This window comes from Lysobacter sp. OAE881 (assembly GCF_040546665.1).
Classification (GTDB): domain Bacteria; phylum Pseudomonadota; class Gammaproteobacteria; order Xanthomonadales; family Xanthomonadaceae; genus Lysobacter_J; species Lysobacter_J soli.
This window is the reverse complement of sequence record NZ_JBEPOG010000001.1, coordinates 2,747,768-2,773,270: the sequence shown is the minus strand read 5'-3', so window position 1 is coordinate 2,773,270 and position 25,503 is coordinate 2,747,768. Positions and strand designations below refer to the sequence as shown.

Below are 25,503 nucleotides of genomic sequence, written 5' to 3'. Positions count from 1 at the left end.
CGTGGCGGATATCCTCAGATCAGGATTTCGTTGGTGACATAGTAGTAGAACGCCGCGCACGACAGGATCAAGCCGAAGCGCAGGAGCAACGGATTGCGCAGCAACGCAACGCGGCTGTGCACGAGCATCGCCGCGAGGATCAGCGACACGCTCAGCCATGCCGGCAGCAGGTAACGGTTGGAGAAGTAGCCCCAGCCGACGGCGAAGAACGGAAGCGTCATCACCAGGTAAACCGCCGCGCTCTGCTTGATCTTCTCGCGATACTCGGCCCGCACCAGCGGCGCCAGCACGAAGGGCAGCATGTACCAGAAGATCGAGAACACCGCGAAGTCGACGCGAACACCGACACGCGAGCGGTCCGTGGCGGTGTAGGTCATCATTAGTTCGTACAGCGCCGGTATGAAGGCACGCACGATCATCGTGGAGAGCCCGCTGACGTAGGACGCGAACGCGATGACGGCGATGAGGCGTTGCATCCTCGTGCCGAAAAGCAGCACCGGCGCGAACACCAGGTAGAGCAGTGACGACAGGTGCAGGCTCGCCGCCACCGCGCCGAGCACGACGAACGCCAGCCATTGCTTGCGCTGGAACGACAGCAGCGAGGCGAACACCAGCAACGCGGCAAGGCCTTGTCGCACCGCGTTGATCGTCGCGTTGACGAACATCGGCGAGACATACAGCAGCATGATCGCCGCGCCGAGGAAGGTCAGGAAACCGCGGCGCTGGACCGGGTCGTCGCCGACGAGGTAGTCCTGGTAGCGGCGCGTCGCGATGAAGATGGTGCCGAGCATGAAGGCGAACAGCGCCGTCTGGTAGCCGATGACGCCGAAGCCGAGTTTCCACAGGCCCCACGTGAGATAGACGAAACCGGGCTCCAGGCGCGTTTCGCCGGCGCCGGAACTCAGGCCCTGGAAGAAGCCGGCATAGGTCTGCGTATCGGTGCCCACGTCGAGCGGGCGCGTGCCGACCAGCCAGCAGCCGAAGAGCCCGACCGCGATCAGCAGCAGCGCGCTGAGCGTCGTCGCCGCGGGGACATAGGTCGAGCGGCGCTGCGTCATCCCGTATTCGGGAACGTTGGCATTCACGAGGTCGCGCCTCCTTCGGTGGCCCGCCGCAGGGCCAGCAACATCCGCTGGCGCGCCTTGCGCACCATGCCGATGCTGCGGGCGAACAGGTGTTCGGGATAGCTCACCAGTCCCTGGCGCAGGAGTTCACGACGGACTTCGCGACCGGCGCGATGCATCGCCTTGAGGTCTTCGCTGAGCCCACCGGCCCCGTAGTTCGCCTTGTGCCAGTATGCGAGCACCTGGTCGAGCTTCGCGCAGCGGTAGCCGGAGAAGCCAATCTGGCCCCAGAGGAGGAAGTCCTCGACGCGCCGGTAGTTCTCGTCGAAACGGAACGGAAGATCGCGTCGCAGTACGACGGATGCCGTCGGGAACGGGTTGTTCAGCAGGAGGCGGCGACGCGGCACGATCTGCGTGCGTGCTTCGCGCGGCGGTGCGGGCGCGGGCTCGCGGCGGTCGCGCACGAGCATGCGGTGCGCGAGCAGCGCGATTTCCGGATCGGCGCGCAGCGCACGCATCTGCAGTTCGATCTTCGTCGGCACCCATGTGTCGTCCGCATCGAGGAAGGCGACGTACGGTTGCGTCGCGCGTTCCCAGCCCGCGTTGCGTGCACCGGACGGTCCGCCGTTGTTCGCCAGTTCGACGACCTCGACCCAGCCCGGTGGATACTGCGCCGCGACGGCGTGCAGCGCGGCGACCGTGTCGTCAGGACTTGCGTCATCGACGAGGATGACCTGTGCCGGGCGCAATGTCTGCGCGTATACCGACGCGATCGAATCGCCGATCGTCCCGCTGCAACGAAAGCACGGCACGACGACGGAAATGGGCGCGACGGTGCTGGACGCATGTGGCGCGGGCGCGGGCGTGTTGCGCGCGGCAACACGGCGGTCATGGTGGTCGATAGGGGCGGTGCGCGGCGCGTCGATCATCTGTGGCATTGGAAACCGATCCCGTGCGTTTTTGCGTATACGGAAAGTGAAGCCCGGGTGCGCTCCGGGGCTGCGTTCAGACTCGTGCGTGGCGCGTCGACACCGCTCATCCCTCGCGATTGGGCATGAAGCCGCGCACGCCCAGCCAGCGGGCGATGAGCAGCAGGATCTCCGACGCGACCGTCGCCCACGCTGCGCCCATCACGCCGTAGCGCGGAATGAGCCACCAGTTGAGCGCGACCGCCACGACCGCGGCGAACAGCATCGACACGACGCGGTAGCGCATGTGGCTTTCGGTGAGCAGCGCCGCTTCGACCGCGGTGGACAGGAACCGCACCGGCACGCACAGCGCCAGCACCGCCAGCAGCGTCGCGACATCGGCGAACGCCGGGCCGAACGCGAGCGGTATCGCCCACGGCGACGCGACGGCGAGCAACAGTCCGACGATCACGCCCGCGCCGAGCATCGACAGGTTGCCGATGCGGTACACGCGCCAGAAACGCGGGCGATCGTGCACGGCCCAGCGATGCAGCCGGGACAGCAGGAACTTGTGGTACACGGTCGCCGGGAACAGGTAGATCGCCGTCATCACGCCGAGCGCGACGCCGTAATGGCCCGCATCCTCGTTGCTGCTCAGGTATTTGAGCAGCACCGTGCTCACCTGGAAGAACACGGGATACAGGATCGCGGCGACGCCGTAGGCCCACGCCTGCGACCACAACTGCGTGACGTTGGGCGTGACAAGGGGTTCGAGCGTCGTCGGGCGCGGGCCGTGGCCCTGCAGTTCCATGCGGCCGTGCCACATGGCATTCAATTGCGGCACCGCGAGCGCGGCGATCAGCAACGCGACGACGCCATAACCGAGCGCCGCACCAAGCGCGTTCGCCGCGGGCAGTGCGAGCAGCGTCGCCGCCACGGCCAGCCGCCCGGCCGACATCAGCATCTGCCACAACGCCAACGCGCTGTGGCGCTCCTCCAGTCGCAGCTTGCTACCGACCAGGTCGACCGCGAACAGGCCGACGATCACCGGCGTGAGCAGCAGGAGCGTGTCGCGCGTGTCGGCATCGACCACCGGGCCGAGCAGGGCCCACGCGACCACGCCGCCCACGGCGAGCACGCACGTCCATGCGGAGAAGCGGAACGACGGTTTCAACCAGCGATCGCCGGCCCAACCCTCGGCGCCGTAGACGCGCAGGCGGAATTGCGACAGACCGAAGCCCGCGAGCGGCGCGACGACGGTCACCGTCGCCAGCGACGAGGCGAACAACCCGTATTCCGCAGGCCCGAGCCGCCGCGCAAGCAGCACCTGCGCGAGGAACACCATGCCGGCACCCGCCATCGTCGCCAGCCACAACAGGCTGATCGCCGTTGCCGCCGGCCGCCAGGCGCTGGCGTTCATTCGCGTGCGCAATCGAGCGTCGGCGTGCGCGCCGGTCGCGGCGCGGCCAGCACGTCCGAGCTCAGCAATTCGCGGTACACATCCAGCGTGCGGCCGATTACCAGGCGCTCGTCGAAATGCGCGAGGGCGCGTTCGCGGGCCTTGGCGCCCAGCCGGCGCACCTGCGCGCGATCGTCGTCGAGCTGCATGATCAGCGCGGCGAGCGACGCCGCGTCGCGCGGCGGCACCTGCAGGCCGTCCTCGCCGTGCGTCGTGACGACTTCGCGGCAGCCGGGCAGGTTGGTGGTGACGATGCAAAGCCCGCTCGCGGCGCCTTCGATCAGGCAGCGCGGCACGCCTTCGCGGTAGTAGCTGGGCAGCGCCATCACGTCGACGGAGGCCATCAGCGCCGGCATGTCGTCGACATGGCCCAGCCACTGGATGAGTCCGGCATCGTGCCAGGCCTGGACTTCCTCGCCCTGGAACGAGCTTGGATTCCCGTAGTCCGGCGTACCGGCCAGGAGGAATTCCACGTTGCGGCCGCGTTCCTTCAGCATGCGCGCGGCTTCGACGTACTCGCCGATGCCTTTCTCGCGAAGCAGCCGCGCGGCGAGAAGAACGCGCAGCGGCGCGCCGTCGGCGCGGCCGGTGGCCGGCTGGAAGCGCTCGACGTTCACGCCCGAGCTGCGGATGACGCGGATCCGGTCCTCACGCACCAGGCGCAGCTTCGTGAGCGCCTCGGCGTCGTCCGGGTTCTGCAGGATCACCCGCGAGTTGCCGCTGCCGAGCGTGGAGCGCATGAGCGTGCTGACGACCGGCCGCAGCACGCGCGCCTTCAATCCGTTGCTTGCGTAGACGTAGCCGAGGCCGGCGACGGCGTTCACCACCGCCGGAACGCCCGACAGGCGCGCGGCCATGGCGCCGTACACGGCGCACTTCACGGTGAAGTTGTGGATCAGGTCCGGGCGCTCGCGTCGCAGCAATGCGGCAAGGTGTTTGATGGTGACCGCCTCGCGCAATGGATTGAGGCTCGCGCGGTCCATCGGCAAGGTTTCCCAGCGGATGCCGTTCTTCGCGAAGCGTTCGCCGTAGGGACCCTCGGGCGAGACCATGACGACCTCGGCGCCTTGCGCCTGCAACTGCATCGCGGCGGGAAGTCGGAAGTTGTAGAGATACCAGTCGGTGTTGGCGAAGAAGACGATGCGCATACGTGTTGACCTGGCAGCGCTCCTTCCTGGTGCGATGCGTGGCAAGGCTTCCTGTTCCGGGGTTGTCCGGATTCTAGCCATGCCGATTTACCCGTCCGTGCACAGGCCGCTCACGTTTGCATCCTCAGGTGAACGGAGAAATGCCAGCGTCGTCACGCCGTCGCAATGACGTTTCATGCATCGAGTGCCGCCACGCAAAAAGAAGGCCGGCATTCGCCGGCCTTCGCCTTCATTGCCCTCGCGCCCCTTCCCCCGAAGGGCCGCGCCGGACCGAAGTCACTTCGCGTACTGGTTGGTCGTCACGCGGATGTTGGTGGCCGTGCTCGCCTTCTGCACGTGCGGGTCGTTGCCGGTCGGGAGGATGCCCTTCTTGATGCCGGTCATGGACACCAGCGCGTAGTTGGTGGTGTGCGAGCCGAAGATCTTCGTGTAGTTGTTGCGGAACACGTTGCTGCTGGCCTGGTAGTCGTTGCTTGTGGAGCTGAACATCAGGCCGCACAGGTAGTTCCGGTTCATGCGGTTCAACGCGATGTAGCCACCGTTCGCACCGACGGTGAGGATGCCGTAGCCGCCGTTGTACTCGACGGTGTTGTTCTTGATGGTCACGCCGGTGACGCGCTTGTAGACCAGGATGCCGTTGCCCTTGTTCTTGCGGATCAGGCAGTTCTCGATGTGCACCGTGTCAGTGGTGCGCGAGTCATTCACGTCCGGCTCGATGTCGATGCCGCACTGCGGCGCGATGCCGTTGGTGTTGCTGAACTCGCTGTCGTAGACCTTCACGTTGCGCGAGCAGCCGATGGTCAGGCCCTGGCGACGGTTGTTGGTGCACACCACGTTGGAGACGACCACGTCGTTGCACGGCACGACCGCGCCCGACGCCTGTGCCGCGCCGCCGATGGACATGCCATCGCCCCAGCAGTCGGCGATGTAGATGTCGCGCACCGTCACGCGGGTGGAGCCGCGCACCATGATGCCGTGGCCCCATTCGCCGGCGCTGCCGAGGTGGCGGTAGCGGTCGCCGCGGATCTTGCCGCCGGAAATCTCGACGTCGCTGACCTGCATCGCCATCAGCACGTAGGCGCGCTCGGCGCCGTTGCTCTTGGCCCAGAGTTCGGCGGCCGGGTCCAGCTTGAGGTGCATCTTGCTGCGCAGGCGCACGTTGCGCGTGGGGTCGATCACGTACTTGCCGGCCGGAACGTACACGGTGCCGCCGGTGGAGGGCAGGGCATTGACCGCTTTCTGGAAGGCGGTGGTGTCGTCGGACGAGCCGTCGCCACGCGCGCCGTGGTTCTTGACGTTGAGGGTCGTGGTGCCGCGCGCACGCTTGGGCGGCGTGTACGTAAGCGCGGTGGTCGCGCCGGTGGCGGCCATCACCTTGCCGATGCCGGCGAAGCCGAGCACGGGCGGAATGGAGAGAAGCAGGGACTTGCGGAGGAATTCGCGACGTTCGGCGGTCGCAGGCGCCATCACCTGGATATCGTTCACAGTAGGGTTCCGGAATTAAGGAACGCCCCCGGGTGAGCGGTTCTGCTCGATGGGGCTTGGTGGTGTGAAGCGCGCCCCCTCGCGTACTTCACGTCATCACGCCACGATCATGTTCGTGACTGACGTGCACCCTACAGCAACAAGTGTGAATCGATACCCCTATCTTCACTATTTGTGCACGCGCGCAAACAAATCAGCGCGAGTCGTTCATGTAGCGCCGCATTCAAGTTCATGACTGCGATTTCGATGCTGCGCGATGATGCGCGTGTGCGCGAGATGAACCGGGCGCGGCTGCATCGGAGTCGGATGAGCTTGCTGAAATCACGCGTTTCGCCGGTGATTTCGCGTGACGGAGTATGGCGCGCGTGACGGCGTTCGTCACGTCGCGCAGTGAAGGCAAGGCGTTGCGCCTCGCGATGCGTCTACCGATGAGTCCGCTTCGAAGTCAGTCGAGGTAGCGATTGTCCGCGTCGACGCGGATGCCTTCGGTTCGCTCGGCGATGGTGACGTGGCGCTTGCCGCCACGTTTCTTGCCGGCGGAGGTGCCCGCGGGGCCGTTGTCGTCGAATTCGTTGCGCGCCACGATCAGGCTGCGCGTGCCCGGTCGCACGCCGACACCGCCCAGCACGTTCATGCGGATCCGGTTGTCCTCGATGCGGCAGTCGGTCGCGCCAACGGTGAGGATGCCGTGCCCGCGGTTGTGCTCGATCAGGCAGTCACGCACGGTGGCGTCGGAAACGCGCTTGTAGAGCTGGATGCCCGCACCTTCGTTGCCGCGCACGGTGCATCGCGCGATCAGGATGTCGTCGGCGATGTCGCCTTCATCCGGCTCCACGTCGATGCCGGCGCCGGGCAGGGTGCCGCCGGTGTCGATGAACTCGGAATCGAACACGCGCACGCGGCGCGAGCGGCCGATGGTGAGCCCTTGGCGACGGTTGCCGGCGCAGACGACGCGTTCGATCGTCACGTCGCGGCTGGGCACGAAGGCCGCGCCCACTTTCGTTCCGCCGATGGAGATGCCATCGCCCCAGCAATGCGAGATGTGCAGGTCGCGCACGTTCACGCGTTCGGACGCGCGGATCATCAGCCCGTGGCCCCATTCGCCGGTCGTGCCCTTGTGCGACGAACGCTCGCCAATGATGCGGCCGCCCGAGATCGTCGTATCGCTCACGCGATGCGCGTTGAGCACGTAGGCGCGCTCGGCGGCGTTGGGCTTGGCGAGCAGGCGCGTGCCCGGCGACATCGCCAGGTGCATGCGGCTGCGCAACTGCACGCCGATGACTGGATCGATGAGGTAATCGCCGGCCGGCACCTGCACGGTGCCCCCGGATTGCGGCAGCGCATCGATCGCCGCCTGGAAGGCGCGCGTGTCGTTGGCGACGCCGTTGCCGCGCGCGCCGTGCCGACGCACGTCGACGACGGCGCTCCCGATGGGCGAGGCGGCCCACGACGCCATCGGCGCCGCGGACAGCATCGCGATCGACGCGGCGATCCGCCGCCTCAGCAGGTCAGGCATAGGCGCGTTCGCGCATGTCGGTGTCCTGCACCTGCGCGCGCCGCTCGCGACGCGACGCGAGCCAGGGAAGCACGACGGAGAGCAGGTAGAACTTCGACGCGTGGTACTTGTTGTCGAGCCGGCGCCGATTGCGATCGAGCCATGCGCCGGCGCCGGGAAGTTCGGCCGAATCGCGCGCGAACTCGCGCACGCGGTCGAACCTCGCCTTCACCAGTCCACGCACGTCGAAGCGGAAACTGCCCTTGCCGGTGACGTACGGCAGCTCCTCGAAGCGCGTGGCGATGTGATCGCGGATCAGCAACTTGTTGAGCTTGGTGACCGGATCGACCTTCTGGTAACGCGGCACTTCGCGATGGATCCACTCGCGCAGGGTGAGGTCGCAGAACGGGTAGGCGACCTTCAGGCCGAGCGCGGCGCTCGAGTACAGGCCCTTCGCGAACGCGCCCGCGGAGCCGGCGATCGACGTCGACATGTCGCGCCATTCCCACAGGCTCGTGGCCGAGCCGATTTCCTCGCGATACAGCTCGAGGCGATGACGCGAATGCTGCGAGATCGGCCGGCCGAGCAGTTCATCGACTTCGTCGTCGCTGAAGCGCGAGCCCGGGAATGCACGCTCGATCTCGTTCATCCGCAGCGTGCTGAGCATGTAGCAGAGCTTGAAGCTGCGATCTACGCCGGGAAGTTCCGACAGCCAGCCCGGCAGCGGCAAGTCGCGCGACAGGCGCTTGAGCATTTCCTGGCGCTTGCTCATCGGCGTGCCGAAGTAGCTGTCGGCGCCGAGGCCGTCGACGACACCGTCGCCGCCGTGGCCGACCACTTCGGTGCCCAGGTCGATGCAGGAGAGCAGGGCGAAGTCGGCCGTCAGCAGCGGCATGCGATCGACGACCCCGAGGTAACGGTCGTACGCGCGCGCCGGATCGCAGGTCAGCGTTTCATGGCGAAGCCCGAGCGTGCGCGCGACGTGCGTCGCCGATTCGACTTCGTCCTCTTCCTGGCCGCCGAGGTAGGTGATGCACGTCGTGTCCGGACGCGCGTCGGCGATGGCGATCGCCAGCGTCGTCGAGTCCTTGCCGCCGCTCTGCAGCAGCCACGGCGAACTCATGCCGGCGCAGCTGCGATGGATCGCGTCGCACAGGCGGCGGTGGTAGCCGGCGACCCAGTCCTGCTCGGTCGCGGCGTACTCCGGCACTTCGCCCGCATTGCGGAACTTGAAGTGGAACTTGGGCTCGGTGTGCATGTCGTCGTGCGGGCAGAACCCGAACGTGACCAGCCGGACGCCTTCGTAAATCGAGTACGGCGGATAGACGAAGGCGTTGCGGAGGATGTCGGCGACCGACACCGGATCCACGGCCGGCGGCGGGACGTCATCGCGCATCAGGCGCGAGAAGTCCGGCGTGCCGTAGTAGGGCGACATCGTGATCTGGGTGCGCATCGCGTTACCTCGCTCCGGCACGCAGGGGTTCGTCCTTCATCGGCTGGTAGTCGTAGTACGTGTAGGCGTACTGACCCGAGCCGCGCTTCTGCACCGCGTTGAAGATCGCGCCGCGTACTTCGACGCCGTTCTGTTCAAGACGCTGCTTGGCGAGCGCGATCTCGCGCTGCTGGTTGAGGCCCCAGCGCACGACCATGAGGCAGGTGCCGACGTGGTGGCCGATCACCGCGGCGTCGGTGACCGCGAGCACCGGCGGGGTATCGATCACCACGATGTCGTACTGCTGCGCGAGCTTGTCCAGCAGCGAAGTGAAGCGCGGATGCATCAGCAGCTCCGACGGATTCGGCGGGATCGTGCCGCGCGAGATGAAGGACAGGTTCTCCGTGCCGCCGACCTTGCGCACGGCCTGGATCTCGTCGATGCGGCCGGAAATCAGCTCCGAAAGACCGCCGTCGGCGCGCGTGCCGAGTGCCAGGTGCAGCGTGCCGCGACGCATGTCGGCGTCCACCAGCAGCACGCGCTGGCCTGCCTGCGCCATGGTCACGGCGAGGTTCGCGCAGACGAACGACTTGCCGACGCCCGGGCTGGGCGCGGCGATCATCAGCATGTTGTTCTTCATCTCGAAACGGGCGAAATGCAGGCTCGTGCGCAGCGTACGCAGCGCCTCCATCGCCAGGTCCGACGGCGAGCGGAACGCCAGCAGGCGCTGCTTCCCGTCGCGTCGCGCGGCCGTGCCCGGCTGGGCGACGACCTGCTTGCCCTTCGCGCTGAAGGGAATCGACGCGTACACCGGCAGGCCGAGCAGTTCGATGTCGACCGGATCCTCGACACCACGACGGAACATCTGGCGCGTGAGCACGAAGGCGACCATGAACATCGCGCCGATGAGCGTGCCGGCACCGATGACGATCAACGGCTTCGGCCACGACGGGCTGTCCATGTTGACGTCGGCCGGATCGATCACGCGCGCGTTGCCGACCGCGCTGGCGGCGGCGATGTTCAGCTGCTGCGCCTGGTCGAGCAGGTTGGCGTAGGTCTGGTTGATGACCTCCACGTCGCGGTTGAGGCGGAACAGGCCCTGCTGCGTGTCGGGCAAGTTCCCGATCTGGCCCATGATCTGGTTCTTCTTCGCCTCGAACTGGCCGATCTGGCGCATCAGCGACTGGTAGACCGGATGCTCGGGCGTGTAGCGGCTGGCGATGTCGGCGCGCTGCACCTGCAGCTGCTGGATGCTCTGGTCGAGCGCGACGGTCTGGTCGAGCAGCGCCTTGTTCGACACGCCGACGTCCATCGTGCGCGTGCGCGACTGGAAGGTGTTCAGGCGGGCCTGCGCGTCGGCGAGTTCGCGGCGTACCTTCGGCAACTGCTCGGTGACGAACTGCAGGCGCTTGGCCGCTTCGGCCGAATTGCGCGCCACGTTCTGGCGCACGTAGGCCTGCGTGATCTGGTCCAGCACCTGCTTCGCGCGCAGCGCATCCGGGTGCGGATAGGTCAGGTTGATGATGCCGGAGTTGCGGCCCTGCTCGCTGACGGTGATGTCCTTCTTCAGCTTGGTCATCAGCGCCATGGTGTTCAGGCGCGTCATCTCGAAGCGGGTGCCGGGGTTCGCGGCCAGGCGTTCGACTTCCAGCGTGAGGCCGCGGCCGTTGGTGGCCTTCTGGCCGACGCGGCCTTCCAGCATCAGGTTGCCGTCCGGATCGAGCAGCTTGTATTTGCCGCGTTCGCCGGCGATCAGCTGCAGCGGAATGCCGACCAGCTGCTCGGGCACTTCGAACGAGCCGACGTCGACCTGTTCGCCGCCCCACGCATAGCTGTCCAGACCGAACCACGGCGAAGCGACTTCGCCCGGATGCAGGCGCTGCTGCATGCGCGCCATCGTTTCGCCGATGAGCGGCATGCGCACCGGTTCGACGACGGTATCCAGGTCGAGGCGTTCGATCGCTTCACCCAGCACGCGGCGCGAGGTCAGCAGCTGCGTTTCCGTCGCCGCGGGCGCATCGACGATCGGCGGTGCCGGCGCGGTGGTGGGCTGGTTGAGGCCCGGTACCGTCGGCGGGCGGGACTCGACCTGCACGACGGCGTTGGCCTCGTACTGCGGCGTCGCCAGCAGCACGTACGCCACCGAAACGATGAAGAACGCCAGCGTGCCGAACAGGATCGGCCACTTGTTGTCGGTGAGCGTGGATACGAGGGTGGGGATGTCGATGTCGTCTTCGCGCGCGTTGGCGGCGGGCGGAACGGCATAGGGGGCATCGGCCCGGGAGATCACGTGAGTGGCCATGTTTCGTCACCTGGTGAAGAGCAGGGCATGCGACTGGGCACGCAAGGGGAACGCGGCGTGCCGCGCGTGTGTCGTCCACGACCGCGAGGGCGTGGGAGGGTGCGGGACGCGCGCGGTGGGGGCGGTCATGACGCCCCCCACGCGCTGCGGATCGCGACCTGGTTTGGCGAACCGGCGTCCCGCGACGGCGTCGTCGCGTGAGTTACCGGGCGCAGGCCCGCCAAGGCGTCGGCGACGCGCACATCGGCGTCGCTCAATTCGGGAATGCGGTTGCTGTCGGACGGCGCGACACGGCGCGGCGGCAGCCAGGCTTCGTCGAGCAGGCGCGACACGTGGCCGGCGATCGCCTGCGCGTCGTGCACCATCAGGTGCACGCGGCCCTGGGCTTCGACCGGCGGCGGATCGAGCGAAAGCAGCGGGATTTCCAGCGCCATCGCCTCTGCGTACAGGGACGGGCCGACGAAGGCCAGTCGCGCACGGCGCAGCAGGAACAGCGCGGCGAGGTAGTCCGGCGCGTCGATGCGGTGGAGGTTGTCCGGCGTATTCTCGTCGAGGAACACCGGACCGATCGCGCAGACGACATCCACGCCCGGATGCTCGCGCGCGATCTGCGTGAGCGCATTGCACATCAGCGTCGCGTGCGCTTCCTCGCATTCGTGGCCGAGCATCAGCACCAGCGGAGCGTTGTCGCGCAGCGCGGCGAAACGTTCGGCCAGCGCCAGGCCCATGCCGTGTTCGGGCTGCAGGCGTTCGAGCGCGCTGCGCAGCGCATCCGGCGCCGCGTTGCCGGTGACGAGCACGCGATGCGCCGGCACGCCTTCGGCGACGAGCTGGCGGCCTGCCGACTGACCGGATGCGACGTGCAGCGACGCGAGCGCGCGCGCGATGCGGCGGCCCGGATCGTCCGCCGCACGCGGGGACGAGGTATTCGCAAGGCCGCCGTCGATGCACACCACGGGCACGTGGTGGTAATGCGCGGCCAGCGTGGTGGCGAGCGTCGCGGGCGCATCGCCCGGCACGACGACGACGTCCGGACGCACCTGCGTCATCACGCGCTTGATGCCGCCCAGCGCGCTGGAGGTCATCTCGGCCGGATCCTCGCCCGATGCCGGCACGGAGACCTTCACGTCAGCCGACAGGTCGAACAGTTCGAGCACGCGCGCCGATTCCTGCTCCGATTCGGCGGCCACGCAGACGGTCGTCTCGAAACGTTCGTCGCGCGCCAGCTGCTGCGCGATGGGTGCCATGCGCACCGCGTCGGGCGAGTCGCTCAGCACGCACAACGCTCGCACCGGCGGCTTCGGGTTGATGTCCGACGCGGCTTCGGCCGCGGCATCGGCCAGGTGCAGCACGTCGGGGAGTGCGATGCCGGCACGGGCGGGCGCATCGCTGCGCTCGGGCACGTTGCGCACCTCGTCGTGGTCGTCGAAGCCCGCCAGGGCACTGAGGAAGTTGATGCCGTGGTTGTTGGTCTGCGTCTGCAGCGGCGCGGGAATGGGCCGCGGAGCGCTTCGCGGCCAACGACCGCGCAGCTTCGTCAGCGCCTTCGGCACCCACCACACGTGCAGCGCCATCACCAGCATGAAGGCGGCGAAGGCGAGCGACTGCGGCATGTCGCGCAGCGACCAGCCCATCAGCACGAGGATGCCGGCGACCGCGACCATCGTCAGCAGCACCAGACGCGGCGGCATCCCGGTGTCGCACAGCAGGTGGTGAAGATGCTGGCGATCGGCCTTGAACGGCGATCCGCCCGCGCGCAGTCGGCGATACATCACCGCCAGCGTGTCCATCACCGGCAGCGCGACGCACCACAGCACATCCGGGGGATTGAGGCGGCCCACCTTCGCGTGACTCATATAAATAAGGGCCCACGCCAGGATGAAGCCGATCAGCGTGCTGCCGGCGTCGCCCATGAAGATCTTGCGGCCGTCGGGCCAGCCGAGGTTGACGAACAGATAGGGAATCAGCGCGGCGAACAGTACCTGCAGCATCACCAGCACGCCCGGCATCGACCAGGACGAGTCGTCGAACAGCAGGATCGCGCCGATGCACACCATCGCCATCGACGCGGCGAGGCCGTCGATGCCGTCCATCATGTTGAAGGCGTTGATCAGGCCGATGACGGCGATGATCGTGAACGGGATGCCGAACAGCCCGATGTCGATGTGGCGCGTGCCGACGATCTGGCCGAGATCGTGCACGTAGAAGCCCGACATGAAGATCACCAGGCCGGCGGCACCGGCCTCGACCAGAAGGCGTGAAGTCACGCTGAGGTTGCTTGCGTCATCCAGCGCGCCGGCCGCGACGATCATCACGCCGCCGGCCAGCAGGCTCGTCACGAACCCGTCGATGTAGCCCAGATAGCTCAGCCCCACCAGGGTGCCGAGGAAGAAGCACAGCCCGCCGATCAGCGGAATGCTGCCGCGGTGCTGCTTGCGCGCGTCGGGCCGATCGACCAGTCCGATCTTCCGCGCCCACGGGCGCATGGCGAAGATGGCGAACAGGGTCACGGCCAACGCGATCGCGCTGGCAGCTACCAGCTTGGGGTCCCTCATGCATGCACCTCGGATCAGAAACACGAACGACGAAAGGGCAAAGGCGTGTTTTTCCGTGTGCGTGCGCACTCAACCATCGGCATCGGATCGCGTGTTCCTCACGCGTCGAAATCTGACGCGCTGCGTCCGTGCGCAACGAATCTATGGTTGCGTAGTTGATGAAGAGATGAAAAAAACACGTTCACGCGAATGAACCTGTGATCGGCGATAACTCAGGTTCAGATGGATGAATCACTTCACGACATGCGCACGTGGCTGAAGCAATTGGAATGAACGTGTCACAGTTTCGTTCGCCAATCGCGTATACAAGACTCGATGCGTTCGAATGCAACATCGAATGCGCGCTGGTCGCGACCGTAGGGATCTTCGATGTCGCTGCCGTCCTGCCAGTGCGAAAGCATGCACACGCGGCCGCGCAGCGTCGGACACAGTGCGAGCACTGCAGCGACCTGGCGCTGCTCCATCGCGAGGACGAGATCGGATTGCTGCATCAGCACCTTGGTCGCTTGCCGTGCGATGTGATCGCTGGCGTCGTAGCCGTGCGCGGCGAGGGCCGCTTGTGCCTTGGGGTCGATCGGAAAGCCGCGCATCGCGGCGAGCCCGGCGGAGGCGACCTGCATGCCGGGGCGGAGCAGGCGTGCACGTACGATGGCCTCGGCCATCGGACTTCGGCAGATGTTTCCCTTGCAGACGATGAGTAGGCGATGAGTCATGGCGCGACGCTAGCAAAACCGCGCGTACGGGCCATTCATGCTTGCCCGGCAACGTTCACGAATGTGTGCAACGCGTAAAGACCGCGCGTGCGACGTGGCTCAGGGCGTCACGTCCGACGGCAGCGTCTGGCGTGCGCGCTGCATCGCGTGCCACGGATCGCGCTTGAGGTTTCGCGCGCGACGCAGCGCCTTGTGCAGATCGAACGCGCCGGCCTGGCGCACGCGTCCGAGCTCTTCCCACGTCAGCGGCATCGCTACGGTCGCGCCCGGTCGCGCGCGCAGGGACCAGCTCGTCACGCTGGTGGCGCCGCGTGAATTGCGCAGCCAGTCGATGAAGATGCGGCCTTCACGCGCGGCCTTCGATGCCGTCGCGATATAGCGCTCCGGCGCGCGGGCGACCAGCGAATCGGCGAAGGCGTCGCAGAAATCCTTCACCTGCGACCAGTCCGGTCCGCGACGAATCGGCGCCACGACATGCACGCCCTTGCCGCCGGAGAGGCGGACCCAGCTGCGCAGGCGCAGCTCGGCGAGGCGATCGCGCACGTCGCGCGCCGCGGCCTTCAGCGCGTTCCATTCGATGCCTTCGTCGGGATCCAGGTCGAACACGAGCCGGTCGGGCTTGTCGACGTCGTCGATGTGCGAACCCCAGACATGGAATTCGATCGAGTTCATCTGCACCAGTTCGAGCACGCCGTCGAGGTCCTCGACGTACAGGTAATCGCCCTGGCCGCTGACTTCGCGCAGCGTGATCTCCCCCACGTGCTCGCCGAGCGAATCGGCATGGTGCTTCTGGAAGAAACACGAGCCCGCAATGCCGTCGGGGCACCGCACCAGCGAAAGCGGACGCCGCGCGAGTTCGGGCAGCATCCAGCGCGAGACCGCGCGGTAGTAGTCGGCGATCTCGCCCTTGGTGATCCCCGCTTCGGGATAGACCACTCGATCGGGGCTGGTGAGCCGGGGCGTCGTGGCCATGCGTCAGCGTCGCATGCGGCGTGCGCGTCAGGCGGACTTGCGCCCGGTGCGCTTCTTCGCCGCGGTCGTCTTCTTCGCGGCCGCCTTTTTTGCGGCCTTTTTCGCTGGCGCGGCCTTGCTGGCCGAACCGCCGCCGCCTCCGCCGCCACCCTTTTTCTCCAGGCTGCGCTTGAGCAGGTCGGCGAAGTCGATGACGTTGGTCGCGGCGTTCTCGGGCAGGTTGTCCTCGTCGGCGGTGGCCTTGCGCACGACGTTCTTGGACTTCACGCGGTCCTCTATCACCTTCGTCAGGCGCTCGCGGAAGTCGTCCTTGTAGTCCTCCGGATTCCACTTGGAGCTCATCGACTCGATGAGCTGCTTGGCCATGTCGATCTCGCGCGTGGTGATCTTCCACTTCTCCAGGCTGCCTTCGGGCAGCTTGTAGTCGGCCGGGTCGATCAGCTCCTGCGCGAACCGCAGGATCAGCAGCATCAGCGCGTCGTCCTTCGGCACGACGGCGGCCAGGTACTCGCGCGTGCGGATCACCACGCGGCCCACGCCGGCCTGGCCGGTGCGCTTGAGCACCTCGCGCAGCAGCACGTAACCCTTTTCGGCTTTCTTGCCCGGTTCGAGCACGTAGGGCTTCTCGAAGAACTCGGGGCCGATGGACTCCAGGTCCACGAACGTGTCGATGTCGACCGACTCCTTGTGGTCGGGCGCGGCGTTGGCGATATCCGATTCCTCCAGCACGACGTAGCTGCCCTTGTCGTACTCGAAGGCCTTGACGATCTCCTTCCACGGTACTTCCTCGCCGGTCTCGGCGTTGACGCGCTCGTAGCGCACCGGCGCGTTGTTCCGGCTGTCGAGCATGCGGAAGGACAGATCGACGCGGCGTTCGCCGCTCATCAGCTTCACGGGGATGTTGAGCAGACCGAACGACAGGGTGCCGGTCCAGATGGGGCGGGCCATGGGAAACCTCTATCTACCGGACGAACTACCGGATGAACCGGCCGGAGGAGGATGACTTTCCGTGGAACCGCGTTGGCGGGCGGTGAAAGCAGGGCCGCGACGGGCGCGACCCGGCGAGCCCGTTCAGGCGAGGCCGGCGCCCGGGCTCGGCGCGCGGCGCGCGGCGCCCCGGATCCGCAGCGTCTGCCAGATCGCGGCGAACAGATACAGCACGAAGGCCGTGCCGATCGGCCCGAACAGACGCGGATCCTCGGGGCCTGCGGCATAGGGCGCGCCCAGCGGAAGCCGCGTGAGCGACTCCACGAAAGCCGGAATGAAGTGGAAGAACAGCGCGGTGAGATTGAACAGCGCCGCCACGTAGACGCTGAGGCGACCGAAGCTGCGGCGTCGTTCGGCGAACCAGCCCAGCGCCAGCACGAGCAGCGTGAGCACGCTCAGCACGTGCGGCGCGCCGAAGCCGCCGCGCCGGAAGATGAAAAGCCCGGTGACCGCCGCGCCGATCGTGAACCAGAAGAAGATCGCGCCCGATCGCGAGGTGATGCGGATTTCGCGATGCGCGATGAGTGCGACGAAGCCGGCGATGACGCCGACGATCGCGATGACGGTGTGGAACGCACCGAACGCGGTGATGTTCAGCAGCTCGAGCATGGCATCGTCCTCGTGGGGAAGGGCGTGGGCAGAGCCTCTTCGGAGGACAACGGGGAAAGTGAGGTGGGGCGGTCATGCTCGCACTGCACAGCGGGAATTCCCGCTGAAGCGATCGCGCGCAGATGCGCCAGCGATCGCAATCCCTCACCGTCATTCCCGCGAAGGCGGGAATCCAGGGACTTTTCACGCTTGGTTGGTGCGTGTCAGCTGCAGAAGACGCGGGCGTCAGGTTCGGACGCGAATCGGGAAAGCATGGAACGTCCCTGGATTCCCGCCTTCGCGGGAATGACGGAAAGGGGGGATTCCCACTTTCGCGGGAATGACGGTGCGGGGATTCCCGCTTCCGCCATATGACGGGCAAGTCGCCCGATCCAGGGAAACCGCGCCCCCTCATCCGAGAGGGCGCGGATGTGCGTTACGGCGCCGAGTCGACCAGCACGACTTCCGCATCCTCCAGCGCCTTCACGGTGATCGCGCCTTCGTTGCGGATCGCCGCGCCGTCGCGGGCTTCGAGGCGGATGCCGTTCACTTCGATCGCGCCCTTGGCCGGCACCAGGTAACCGAAGCGGGTGCCGTCGAAGCTGTATTCCGCCGACTCGCCGGCGGCCAGCGTCAGGCCAAGCACGCGGGCCTGGGCGCGGATCGGCAGCGCGTCCTCGTCGCCGGCGATACCGCTGGCCAGCGTCACGAAGCGGCCGGAGCGCTCGCCCTTCGGGAAAGGCTTGCTGCCCCAGATCGGCGCGCCGCCGCGGGCGTCGGGGATGATCCAGATCTGGAAGATCCGCGTGGTGTCCGGCTCCAGGTTGTATTCGGCGTGCTGGATGCCGGTGCCCGCGCTCATCACCTGCACGTCGCCGGCTTCGGTGCGGCCCTTGTTGCCCAGGTTGTCCTGGTGGGTGATCGCGCCGTCGCGGACGTAGGTGATGATCTCCATGTCCGAATGCGGATGCGGAGGGAAGCCCGTGTTCGCGGCGATGGTGTCGTCGTTCCAGACGCGCAGCGCGCCCCAGCCCATGCGCGCCGGATCGTGGTAGCTGGCGAAGGAGAAGTGGTGCTTGGCATCGAGCCAACCGTGGTTGGCTCCGCCGAGGGAGTTGAACGGGCGACGCTCGATCATGACCTTGCTCCGAAGTGGGTGGATTGCGTGGGGCAAACGATAGGCGCCCGGCGGCCTGTAGGGAATGGAACGGATCGAATATGATCGTTTCCATTCCTTGCATGATGGGGCCGCCCATGAAACTGCCCGACCTGGAAGCCTGGGCGATCTTCGCCAAGGTCGCCGAAACCGGCTCCTTCGCCCGCGCCGCGGCCGAGTTGAACCTGTCGCAGGCCACCATCTCCAAGGCGATCACGCGACTGGAGACGCGCCTGAAGACGGTGCTGTTCCACCGTACCTCGCGGCGCATGTCGCTGACCGAAAGCGGCCGCGGTGCGCTGGAACGCGCCAGCCGCATCCTCGCCGAGGGCGAGGCGGTCGAGGCCGAGATCACCGCGCAGGCAGCCAGCCCGCGCGGCACCGTGCGCATGGCGGTGCCGATGTCGTTCGGCATCGAACACCTCGCGCCGCTGCTGCCGGAGTTCATGCAGATGTATCCCGACGTCTCGCTCGACGTGGATTTCGATGACGGCCTGGTCGATCTGGTCGGCGGCGGTTTCGACCTCGCGCTGCGCATCTCGGCGCTGGCCGATTCGAGCCTGCTCGCGCGTCGGTTGTGCGGCGTGCGCGTGTTGCTGGTCGCATCGCCGGCGTATCTGGATGCGCATGGACGCCCGCGTCATCCGCGCGAGCTTTCGCAGCACAGCACGCTGTTCTACACGCTGTCGCGCTTCGGCGGCGCGTGGCGGTTCCAGCACAAGCGCCACGGCGATTTCTCGATCAGCGTCAACGCGCAGCTTCGCGTGAACAATGCGGAGGCGCTGAATCCCGCGTTGCTCGCCGGCATGGGGATTGCGTTGCAGCCCGAGTTCCTGGTGTGGCGCGAACTGAAGGCGGGCAAGCTGGAAGTCGTGCTGCCCGAATGGTCGCCGCCGCCGATCGCACTGCACGTGGTCACCCCGCCGGGACGCGTACGCCCTGCGCGCGTGCAGCTGCTGATCGAACACCTGGTGAAGAAGTTCGCGAAGGCGCCGTGGGCGGAGCGGGCGGGTTAGTCGGATCGCGGATCCAAGTCTGTTCGCCCTCACCCCAACCCCTCTCCCGCCTGCGGGAGAGGGGCTTTGAAGCATTACGTCACGGCGTGAGCGACAACGCGTTCGCCGCGGTGATCAATCCCGATCCCGTCGCGTTCGCGCCCCAGCACTCGTTCACCGCCGGGCCGGACGGCTGCGATACCAGCGCGCAACCGGCGCCCCACGGAATCGCGGCGGTGGTCAGGATGTCCTCGACGTCGGCCTGCACGAGGTTCGGGTTCTTCTGCAGCATCAGCGCGGCGATGCCAGCCACGTGCGGCGAGGCCATCGACGTGCCGCTCAGGTAGAAGTACGACGTCTTGCCGCTCTGCGTCTGGTACGGGCCGACCACCCACGAACCCGGCGCAGCGACGTCCAAGTCCTGTCCCGCGAGCGCGCGGCTCGAAAAATCGGCGATGTGGAAATCGGCGGTGTTGGTCGGATCGGGCACGTCGTCGGCGTTCCACCAGTTGCCCGGATTGCCGTCGGCGCCGGGCTTCCACTGCCCGTTCCAGCCCGTGGCGGCCACCGAGACCACCGGCGCGTAGGCCCCCGGATAACCCATGCCCGCGTCGCCTTCGTTGCCGGCGGAGGCGACGATCACCACGCCCTTCGAGATCGCGTAGTCGATCGCCGCCTTTTCTGACGCATCGAGCGACGGACCGCCCAGGCTCATGTTGATCACGACGGGCGAGGCGCCCAGCGCGCCGCTGGCTTTGAGGTTGGCGACGTAGACGATGCCCGCGGCCACCACCGACGACCAGCCCGAACCGTTCTGGTTGAGCACCTTCACCGGGATGACCGTCGCGCGCGGCGCGGTGCCGTTGATCGGAACGCCATTGAGGCTGTAGCCGAGGATCGTGCTGGTGACGTGCGTGCCGTGCGAGTTCTGGTCGTGTTCCCACTTGTTCGGCGGTTCGGACACGTTGCCCTTCTCGCCGCCGCCGCCGTTGAAGGCCTTGGCGAACTGGCTGGCGATGCGTTCCTGCGGGAAGTACTGGCGCCATGTGTCGAGCAGGCCCGTGTCGAGCACCGCGACGTACACGCCGTTGCCGTCGTAGGCGATGGTGCGGCCGGCGCCGAGGTTGGTGACGTCCACGGCGTCCTGGTCCCAGGTGCTCAGGCCGTTGGCGAAATTCGTCGCGCTCACCGTGTCGACCGGGCTGCCCTTGCGTTCGGCATCGGGATTGGCGGCGGTCACGAACGGCAGGGCGCGGATCGCGGCGAGCTGGTCTTCGGTGGTCTTGAGCGTGACCAGATCGATTTCGGCCACCACGTCGCGCACGGTGCCGTACGTTCCAAGCTTGGCCAGGGTTGCCGGCGTGGCGTCGCCGTTGAGCAGGACGTTCACGCCGATCTGGCGCGTGGACGAAGCGGCCTGCGCGGCGACAGGCAATGCGCAGGCGAGGGCGAGGACGCTCAGGGCTTTGTTGATCACGGGGTGGATCTCCTCGGAGGTGGCCCGTTGCACGGGCGCGGGACAGGGTTTGCCCGGAGCAAACGCGACCGCGACGGGCAACAGGCCGCCCTCATCCCTGTGGAAGTCCCCATGCCGAAAGCGTGCGCATCCGGTCGGCGGATGGTGCGCGTGGATTTGTTGCGAGCAGGTCTTCTGCTTGTCGGAACGGTGTAAAGGGCGAAGCTGTATGCGGGCAGGTTGGCGCGCCGTCGGCCCGGGTGAGCGCAGCGCGCCCCCCGGTTGCCATCGTTGGAGCCTTGCCGCTCGCTACGCGTTGGTCGTCATTCCCGCGAACGCGGGAATCCAGCGCCTCTTCACGCATTCGCCGCACTGCATACAGCCGGCATCCACGCACACGCAAGACGCTGGATTCCCGCGTTCGCGGGAATGACGGGAGGGTTTGACGCCGTTCGGGGTTCCCTCCGGCGCCGCGGCGTTGAGCCCAGCCTCTACTCCGCCGAAAACTTCGACAGGTTCTGCTTGATCTTCTCGATCCCCGCCCACGGATCCTTGCGACGTCGCTTCAGGCGCGCGGGCACGTCGGCGATGGTGAACGCGTCGCCGCGCTTGAGCTTGGACAACTCGCTCCACGCCAGCGGCATCGACACCGGTGCCCGCGGCCGGGCACGCAGCGAATATGACGCCACGGCCGTGGCGCCGCGCCCATTGCGCAGGTAGTCGACGAAGATGCGCTTGTTGCGAAGACGCTTGGTCGACACCGAGAGGAAGCGGTCGGGTTCGGCCTGCGACATCACTTCGGCGAAGCTCTGCGCGAACGGTTTCACCAGGCTCCAGTCGCAGCCGGGATTCAGCGGCACCACCACGTGCAGGCCCTTGCCGCCGGTGGTGCGCAGGAAGGATTCCAGTTCGAGTTCGATGAGCCGCTTGCGCACGTCCACGGCCGCGCGTCTGACTTCGTCGAACGGCACGTCGGGGCCGGGGTCCAGATCGAAGACGATGCGGTCGGCGCGATCGGGATCGTCCGCGTGCGAGCCCCACGGGTGGAATTCCAGCGCATTGAACTGCACCAGCTCCATCAACGCGGCTTCGTCGTTCACCACGAGGTAGTTGGCGTTGTTGCCGGCTTCTTCCTTCAGGCGCACGAATTCGACCAGCTCGAGCCCGGGCGTGTGGTGCTTCTGGAAGAAGCAGGGTTTGTCGGTGCCGGCTGGGCAGCGGATGATCGACAGCGGGCGGCCGGCGATCTCCGGCAGCAGGTGGTCGCGAACCGCCGCGTAGTAGTTGGCGACGTCGAGCTTGGTGTAGCCGTCGTCGGGATACAGGACCTTCGTCGGGCTGCTGAGTTTCGGCGGCGTGCGCCCGGGTTTCGTCGCCGACTTCGCGGCCTTCTTCGTTGCCGTCTTCGACGCGCTCTTCTTCGCTGCGGCCTTGGCCGGCTTCGTACCCGAACCGCGATCGCTGTCGGACAAGTCCTCGATGCGCTTGTCGTCGCGAATGGATTTGAGCGACGGCTGCCGCAGCAGGCCCTGTCCACCGATGCCGCGGAAGTTCACTTCCACCACGAAGCGCGGTTCGAACCACTTCGCGCTGCGCAGGTCGGTGTCGTTCTCCGGCACGTACACGGTCGGTTCCTTCGAACCTCCGCGGCCCAGGCGCTTGCTGATGTCCTTGATCAGCGTGTCGGAAAACCCGCTGCCCACGCGGCCGACATAGGCCCAGCCGTGGCGCTTGTCGGGCGTGGCGAGCAGCAGCGATCCGAAACCGCTGCGACTGCCCTTCGGTGCGGTCCATCCGACGACGGCGTATTCGTCGCTGTGCAGCGCCTTGGTCTTGCGCCAGTCGTCGCCACGCCCGGAGTGGTAGGCGCGGTCGGCGCGCTTGGAGATGATGCCTTCGAAATCCTGCTGGCCCGCGAGCTCGAACGCCTGCTCGCCGTCGCCCACCGCGTGCGAGCTGTACGACAGGTGGCGCGTGCCGTGGCCGAGGATCTGCTCCAGCAGCGTCTTGCGTTCGATCAGCGGCGCCTTGCTGATGTCTACGCCATCGACGTGGAGCAGGTCGAACAACGCGTACGACAGCGTGCCCTGACGTTCGCCCGACAGCGTCGCCTGCAGCAGGTTGAAGTCGTCGCGTGTGCCGGAGCCGGCGATGAGTTCGCCGTCGAGCGCGGCCGATTTCAGGCCCAGCGCTTCGATGGCGCCGGTGATTTCCGGCACCTTGTCGGTCCAGTCCAGCGCATTGCGCGACCAGAGCTTGGCCTTGCCTCGCGCGACGGTGGCGACGATGCGGTAACCGTCCCACTTGATCTCGTGCACCCACTGGTCGCCTTCGGGTGGCGCATCGCCGAGTTTGGCCAGCTGCGGTGCGAAGAACTCCGTAGGCGCGGCGGCCTTGCGTGCGCCGGACAACTTCATCGCCAGCTTCGCCCAGTCGCGATGCCGGGTCGCGCTCTGCACCGGCACTTCGGTTTCGCGCTTGCGTTTGGCCTTGCCGCGTCCGGCGCGCTTGGCGTCTTCTTCCGGCGGCGGCGTGACGTCGGCGAGCAGGTCGTCGGCTTCGAGCGTGCCGGCGTATTCGTCCTTGTCCTTGAACAGCAGCCATTGCGGCTGACGCGCCGGTTTTCCCGAGCGCACCAGGTGCCAGCCGCCCTTGAGCTTGTCGCCGAACAGTTCGAACTTCAGGTGGCCCTTGGCAAGCTGTTCTTCCGGGTCGTAAGGCGTCGCCCACACGCCGTGGTCGAACTGCGCGACATGGCCGCCGCCGTAATGGCCCTTCGGAATTTCGCCTTCGAACTCGGCGTAATCGACCGGATGGTCCTCGACTTCCACCGCCATGCGCTTGACGTTCGGGTCGTAGCTCGGTCCCTTGGGCACCGCCCAGCTTTTCAGCGCGTCGCCGATCTGCAGGCGGAAGTCGTAGTGGCGGCGGCTGGCGTGATGCAGCTGGACGACGAAAATCGCACGCCGGCCCTGCGGCAGGCGCTTGCCGGGCTCGGGTTCGCGGGTCTTGGTGAACTGCCGCTTGCGGCGGTATTCCGTCAGGCTCATTGCATCGGCGTGGCGCGGGCGGGAGTTCACCTTCCGCCCGCGCGGGTGGACGCCGCGCGAAAGCCTGAAGCGGGAATGACGTGACCTTCCGCCCGGTTCGCCGCATGGACGCCATGCGATCATCCGCGCTCATTCCGGGGGAATGCCGCATGTACCGTCTTTACTACTCGCCCGGGGCGGCGAGTCTGGTCGTCCATTGGCTGCTCATCGAGCTGGACGTCCCGCACGAACTGGCGCTGGTCGACACCAAGGCCGGCCAGCAGAAAAGCGCCGAATACCTCGCGCTCAATCCCAATGGCGTGGTGCCCACGCTCGTCGCCGACGGCCAGCCGCTGTACGAGGCCGCCGCGCTGGTGCTGCACGTCGCCGATCGCCATCCGCAGGCGGGGCTCGCGCCGGCGCTGGACGACCCGCAGCGCGGCGCGTACCTGCAGTGGATGCTCAACCTCGCCAACACGCTGCAGTCGCCGCTGCGGCTGTGGTGGTATCCGCAGGACATCGACGCCGACCACACCGACCGCGTGCAGGACGGCGCGCGCGGCCGCATCGAGGCGACGTGGGACCGGCTCGACGCGCACCTCGCCGCGAACGGCCCGTACCTCCTGGGCGATCGCCTGAGCGCGGCGGACTTCTACCTGACGATGCTGATGCGCTGGACGCGCAACATGCCGCGCCCGGGCCACACGTGGCCGCACCTGGCGACGCTGGCCGAACGCATGAAGGCGCGGCCGTCGTTCCGCACGCTCTACGAACGCGAGGGGCTGACCGAATGGGTATGAACCTTACGACTGCAGCGCGCGCGGCGTTGGCGACGATGTGCGCGGCCGGTGCGCTGCTCGCCACCGGCTGCAAGGAAGTGCAGGACATCCGCGAGGAACTGGGCTGGAGCCAGCAGAAGGAGGCGCCGCCACCGCCGCCGGTGGTGAGCCTGGACGACCGCTGGGTGCCTGCCGATGTCGCCGTGGCCGACGCCGCGCAGACGCAGTGGTCGTCGCGCTGGTGGCAGTGGGCCAGCCGCTTCGATGGCAAGGCGCCGTACCAGGATCGCGATGGCAGCCGCTGTGCGGAGCACCAGGACGGTCCGGTGTGGTTCCTCGCCGGCACCGACGGTTCGTTCGACGCGATGCGCACCTGCACGATTCCGGCCGATCGCCACCTGTTCGTCCCGCTGATCACGCGGGCCGTCGGCGCCGGCGAGCCGGGCGAAACGGAAGCGCTCAGCTGCACGCAGAAGCAGCAGCGCGCGGCGAACTTCGTCGACCACGTCTACACCGGGCTCGTGCTGCTCGACGGCCGTCCCATCGGCCAGTACCAGCGCATGCGCGCCGCCGGCGAGTCGTGCTTCACGCTGACCTCGAACGACCCGGCCGTCGCCACCGACGGCTACTGGCTGATGCTCAAGCCGCTGCCGCCGGGCCAGCACACGCTGGCGATCGCCGCGGCATACCGCGAAGGCCCGCGCCAGATGATGCAGAACTTCCAGTACACGCTGGAGGTGCAGGGTGCGGAGCAGGCGGCCGATGCCGCTGCGGTCGCCGAAGAAGGCGGCGCCGGATTCGATGACGCCGCGGACCTGGCCGATGGAGTGGAAGCGGCGGACTAGGTTTCGTGGTCGCGCCCCCCGCTTTCGCTTGCCGTCATTCCCGCGAAGGCGGGAATCCATGCATCCGTACTGTCACGCCCGACGGCGGGCGGAAGACGTGACGCAGCCATAGCTGGATCCCCGCCTGCGCGGGGA

Annotated in this window: 19 protein-coding genes; 3 read left to right on the top strand and 16 right to left on the bottom strand. The window is 67.3% G+C overall.

The window, feature by feature from the left end; genetic code table 11:
- Window positions 1-14: 14 nt before the first annotated feature.
- From ABIE51_RS12840 to ABIE51_RS12775, 14 genes are all read right to left on the bottom strand, one after another.
- Entirely contained in the window at window positions 15-1,085 is a 1,071-nt protein-coding gene (locus ABIE51_RS12840) for an EpsG family protein (protein ID WP_192631020.1), read from the bottom strand.
- Window positions 1,082-2,002 (bottom strand): glycosyltransferase family 2 protein, encoded by a 921-nt coding sequence (locus ABIE51_RS12835; RefSeq protein WP_192631019.1) that lies wholly within the window; start codon window positions 2,000-2,002, stop codon window positions 1,082-1,084. Before ABIE51_RS12835 ends, ABIE51_RS12840 begins: the two co-directional genes overlap by 4 nt.
- Window positions 2,003-2,099: 97 nt before the next feature.
- Entirely contained in the window at window positions 2,100-3,392 is a 1,293-nt protein-coding gene (locus ABIE51_RS12830) for a lipopolysaccharide biosynthesis protein (RefSeq protein WP_192631018.1), read from the bottom strand.
- Window positions 3,389-4,579: a glycosyltransferase family 4 protein gene (locus ABIE51_RS12825; RefSeq protein ID WP_192631017.1), complete on the bottom strand. Its 1,191-nt coding sequence runs from the start codon at window positions 4,577-4,579 to the stop codon at window positions 3,389-3,391. Before ABIE51_RS12825 ends, ABIE51_RS12830 begins: the two co-directional genes overlap by 4 nt.
- A gap of 276 nt (window positions 4,580-4,855) precedes the next feature.
- On the bottom strand, window positions 4,856-6,064 hold the full coding sequence (locus tag ABIE51_RS12820) for a right-handed parallel beta-helix repeat-containing protein (protein WP_192631016.1): 1,209 nt from the start codon (window positions 6,062-6,064) through the stop codon (window positions 4,856-4,858).
- Window positions 6,065-6,509: 445 nt separating this feature from the next.
- Window positions 6,510-7,580 (bottom strand): right-handed parallel beta-helix repeat-containing protein, encoded by a 1,071-nt coding sequence (locus tag ABIE51_RS12815; protein ID WP_192631015.1) that lies wholly within the window; start codon window positions 7,578-7,580, stop codon window positions 6,510-6,512.
- Window positions 7,573-9,012 carry an asparagine synthase-related protein gene (locus tag ABIE51_RS12810; protein ID WP_192631014.1) on the bottom strand — a complete coding sequence of 480 codons (1,440 nt, stop codon included), beginning with the start codon at window positions 9,010-9,012 and terminating at the stop codon, window positions 7,573-7,575. Before ABIE51_RS12810 ends, ABIE51_RS12815 begins: the two co-directional genes overlap by 8 nt.
- 4 nt (window positions 9,013-9,016) lie before the next feature.
- Complete coding sequence (locus ABIE51_RS12805) at window positions 9,017-11,293, bottom strand: polysaccharide biosynthesis tyrosine autokinase (RefSeq protein ID WP_192631013.1); 2,277 nt, start codon at window positions 11,291-11,293, stop codon at window positions 9,017-9,019.
- Between the two features lie 125 nt (window positions 11,294-11,418).
- On the bottom strand, window positions 11,419-13,848 hold the full coding sequence (locus tag ABIE51_RS12800) for a UDP-N-acetylglucosamine 2-epimerase (RefSeq protein WP_192631012.1): 2,430 nt from the start codon (window positions 13,846-13,848) through the stop codon (window positions 11,419-11,421).
- A 278-nt stretch (window positions 13,849-14,126) separates the two neighbouring features.
- The gene (locus tag ABIE51_RS12795; protein WP_354504209.1) at window positions 14,127-14,561 is read right to left on the bottom strand and encodes a low molecular weight protein-tyrosine-phosphatase; all 435 of its coding nucleotides are present in this window, start codon (window positions 14,559-14,561) and stop codon (window positions 14,127-14,129) included.
- A gap of 99 nt (window positions 14,562-14,660) precedes the next feature.
- A complete protein-coding gene (gene ligD, locus ABIE51_RS12790) occupies window positions 14,661-15,533 on the bottom strand; it encodes a non-homologous end-joining DNA ligase (protein ID WP_192631010.1) in 873 nt (290 codons plus the stop codon).
- Between the two features lie 27 nt (window positions 15,534-15,560).
- Complete coding sequence (gene ku, locus ABIE51_RS12785; protein WP_157030521.1) at window positions 15,561-16,481, bottom strand: non-homologous end joining protein Ku; 921 nt, start codon at window positions 16,479-16,481, stop codon at window positions 15,561-15,563.
- Window positions 16,482-16,604: 123 nt separating this feature from the next.
- Window positions 16,605-17,129: a hypothetical protein gene (locus tag ABIE51_RS12780; RefSeq protein ID WP_192631009.1), complete on the bottom strand. Its 525-nt coding sequence runs from the start codon at window positions 17,127-17,129 to the stop codon at window positions 16,605-16,607.
- 415 nt (window positions 17,130-17,544) lie between these two features.
- Window positions 17,545-18,246 (bottom strand): pirin family protein, encoded by a 702-nt coding sequence (locus ABIE51_RS12775; RefSeq protein WP_192631008.1) that lies wholly within the window; start codon window positions 18,244-18,246, stop codon window positions 17,545-17,547.
- Window positions 18,247-18,362: 116 nt separating this feature from the next.
- Between ABIE51_RS12775 and ABIE51_RS12770 the strand changes: the two genes are divergently transcribed.
- On the top strand, window positions 18,363-19,280 hold the full coding sequence (locus ABIE51_RS12770; RefSeq protein ID WP_192631007.1) for a LysR family transcriptional regulator: 918 nt from the start codon (window positions 18,363-18,365) through the stop codon (window positions 19,278-19,280).
- Between the two features lie 79 nt (window positions 19,281-19,359).
- Here ABIE51_RS12770 and ABIE51_RS12765 read toward each other — a convergent pair whose 3' ends face one another.
- Window positions 19,360-20,736 (bottom strand): S8 family peptidase, encoded by a 1,377-nt coding sequence (locus ABIE51_RS12765; protein ID WP_277802239.1) that lies wholly within the window; start codon window positions 20,734-20,736, stop codon window positions 19,360-19,362.
- A gap of 470 nt (window positions 20,737-21,206) precedes the next feature.
- Window positions 21,207-23,765: a DNA ligase D gene (gene ligD, locus ABIE51_RS12760; protein ID WP_192631005.1), complete on the bottom strand. Its 2,559-nt coding sequence runs from the start codon at window positions 23,763-23,765 to the stop codon at window positions 21,207-21,209.
- A gap of 149 nt (window positions 23,766-23,914) precedes the next feature.
- On the opposite strand from ligD (ABIE51_RS12760), the gene ABIE51_RS12755 reads away from it, so the two are divergent.
- Window positions 23,915-24,544, top strand: coding sequence for a glutathione S-transferase family protein (locus ABIE51_RS12755; protein WP_192631004.1), 630 nt, complete (start codon window positions 23,915-23,917; stop codon window positions 24,542-24,544).
- Window positions 24,541-25,368 carry a hypothetical protein gene (locus ABIE51_RS12750; RefSeq protein WP_192631003.1) on the top strand — a complete coding sequence of 276 codons (828 nt, stop codon included), beginning with the start codon at window positions 24,541-24,543 and terminating at the stop codon, window positions 25,366-25,368. The genes ABIE51_RS12755 and ABIE51_RS12750 overlap by 4 nt, the downstream gene beginning before the upstream one ends.
- Window positions 25,369-25,503 lie beyond the last annotated feature (135 nt).

Bases quoted from the DNA above. Each gene is read 5' to 3' on its own strand.
- ABIE51_RS12770 (WP_192631007.1), top strand. From the start codon at position 18,363: ATGAAACTGCCCGACCTGGAAGCCTGGGCGATCTTCGCCAAGGTCGCC.
- ABIE51_RS12775 (WP_192631008.1), bottom strand. From the start codon at position 18,246: ATGATCGAGCGTCGCCCGTTCAACTCCCTCGGCGGAGCCAACCACGGT.
- ABIE51_RS12835 (WP_192631019.1), bottom strand. From the start codon at position 2,002: ATGCCACAGATGATCGACGCGCCGCGCACCGCCCCTATCGACCACCAT.
- ABIE51_RS12800 (WP_192631012.1), bottom strand. From the start codon at position 13,848: ATGAGGGACCCCAAGCTGGTAGCTGCCAGCGCGATCGCGTTGGCCGTG.
- ABIE51_RS12795 (WP_354504209.1), bottom strand. From the start codon at position 14,561: ATGACTCATCGCCTACTCATCGTCTGCAAGGGAAACATCTGCCGAAGT.
- ABIE51_RS12805 (WP_192631013.1), bottom strand. From the start codon at position 11,293: ATGGCCACTCACGTGATCTCCCGGGCCGATGCCCCCTATGCCGTTCCG.
- ABIE51_RS12825 (WP_192631017.1), bottom strand. From the start codon at position 4,579: ATGCGCATCGTCTTCTTCGCCAACACCGACTGGTATCTCTACAACTTC.
- ABIE51_RS12815 (WP_192631015.1), bottom strand. From the start codon at position 7,580: ATGCCTGACCTGCTGAGGCGGCGGATCGCCGCGTCGATCGCGATGCTG.
- ABIE51_RS12755 (WP_192631004.1), top strand. From the start codon at position 23,915: ATGTACCGTCTTTACTACTCGCCCGGGGCGGCGAGTCTGGTCGTCCAT.
- ligD (WP_192631010.1), bottom strand. From the start codon at position 15,533: ATGGCCACGACGCCCCGGCTCACCAGCCCCGATCGAGTGGTCTATCCC.
- ABIE51_RS12780 (WP_192631009.1), bottom strand. From the start codon at position 17,129: ATGCTCGAGCTGCTGAACATCACCGCGTTCGGTGCGTTCCACACCGTC.
- ABIE51_RS12810 (WP_192631014.1), bottom strand. From the start codon at position 9,012: ATGCGCACCCAGATCACGATGTCGCCCTACTACGGCACGCCGGACTTC.
- ABIE51_RS12750 (WP_192631003.1), top strand. From the start codon at position 24,541: ATGAACCTTACGACTGCAGCGCGCGCGGCGTTGGCGACGATGTGCGCG.
- ku (WP_157030521.1), bottom strand. From the start codon at position 16,481: ATGGCCCGCCCCATCTGGACCGGCACCCTGTCGTTCGGTCTGCTCAAC.
- ligD (WP_192631005.1), bottom strand. From the start codon at position 23,765: ATGAGCCTGACGGAATACCGCCGCAAGCGGCAGTTCACCAAGACCCGC.
- ABIE51_RS12830 (WP_192631018.1), bottom strand. From the start codon at position 3,392: ATGAACGCCAGCGCCTGGCGGCCGGCGGCAACGGCGATCAGCCTGTTG.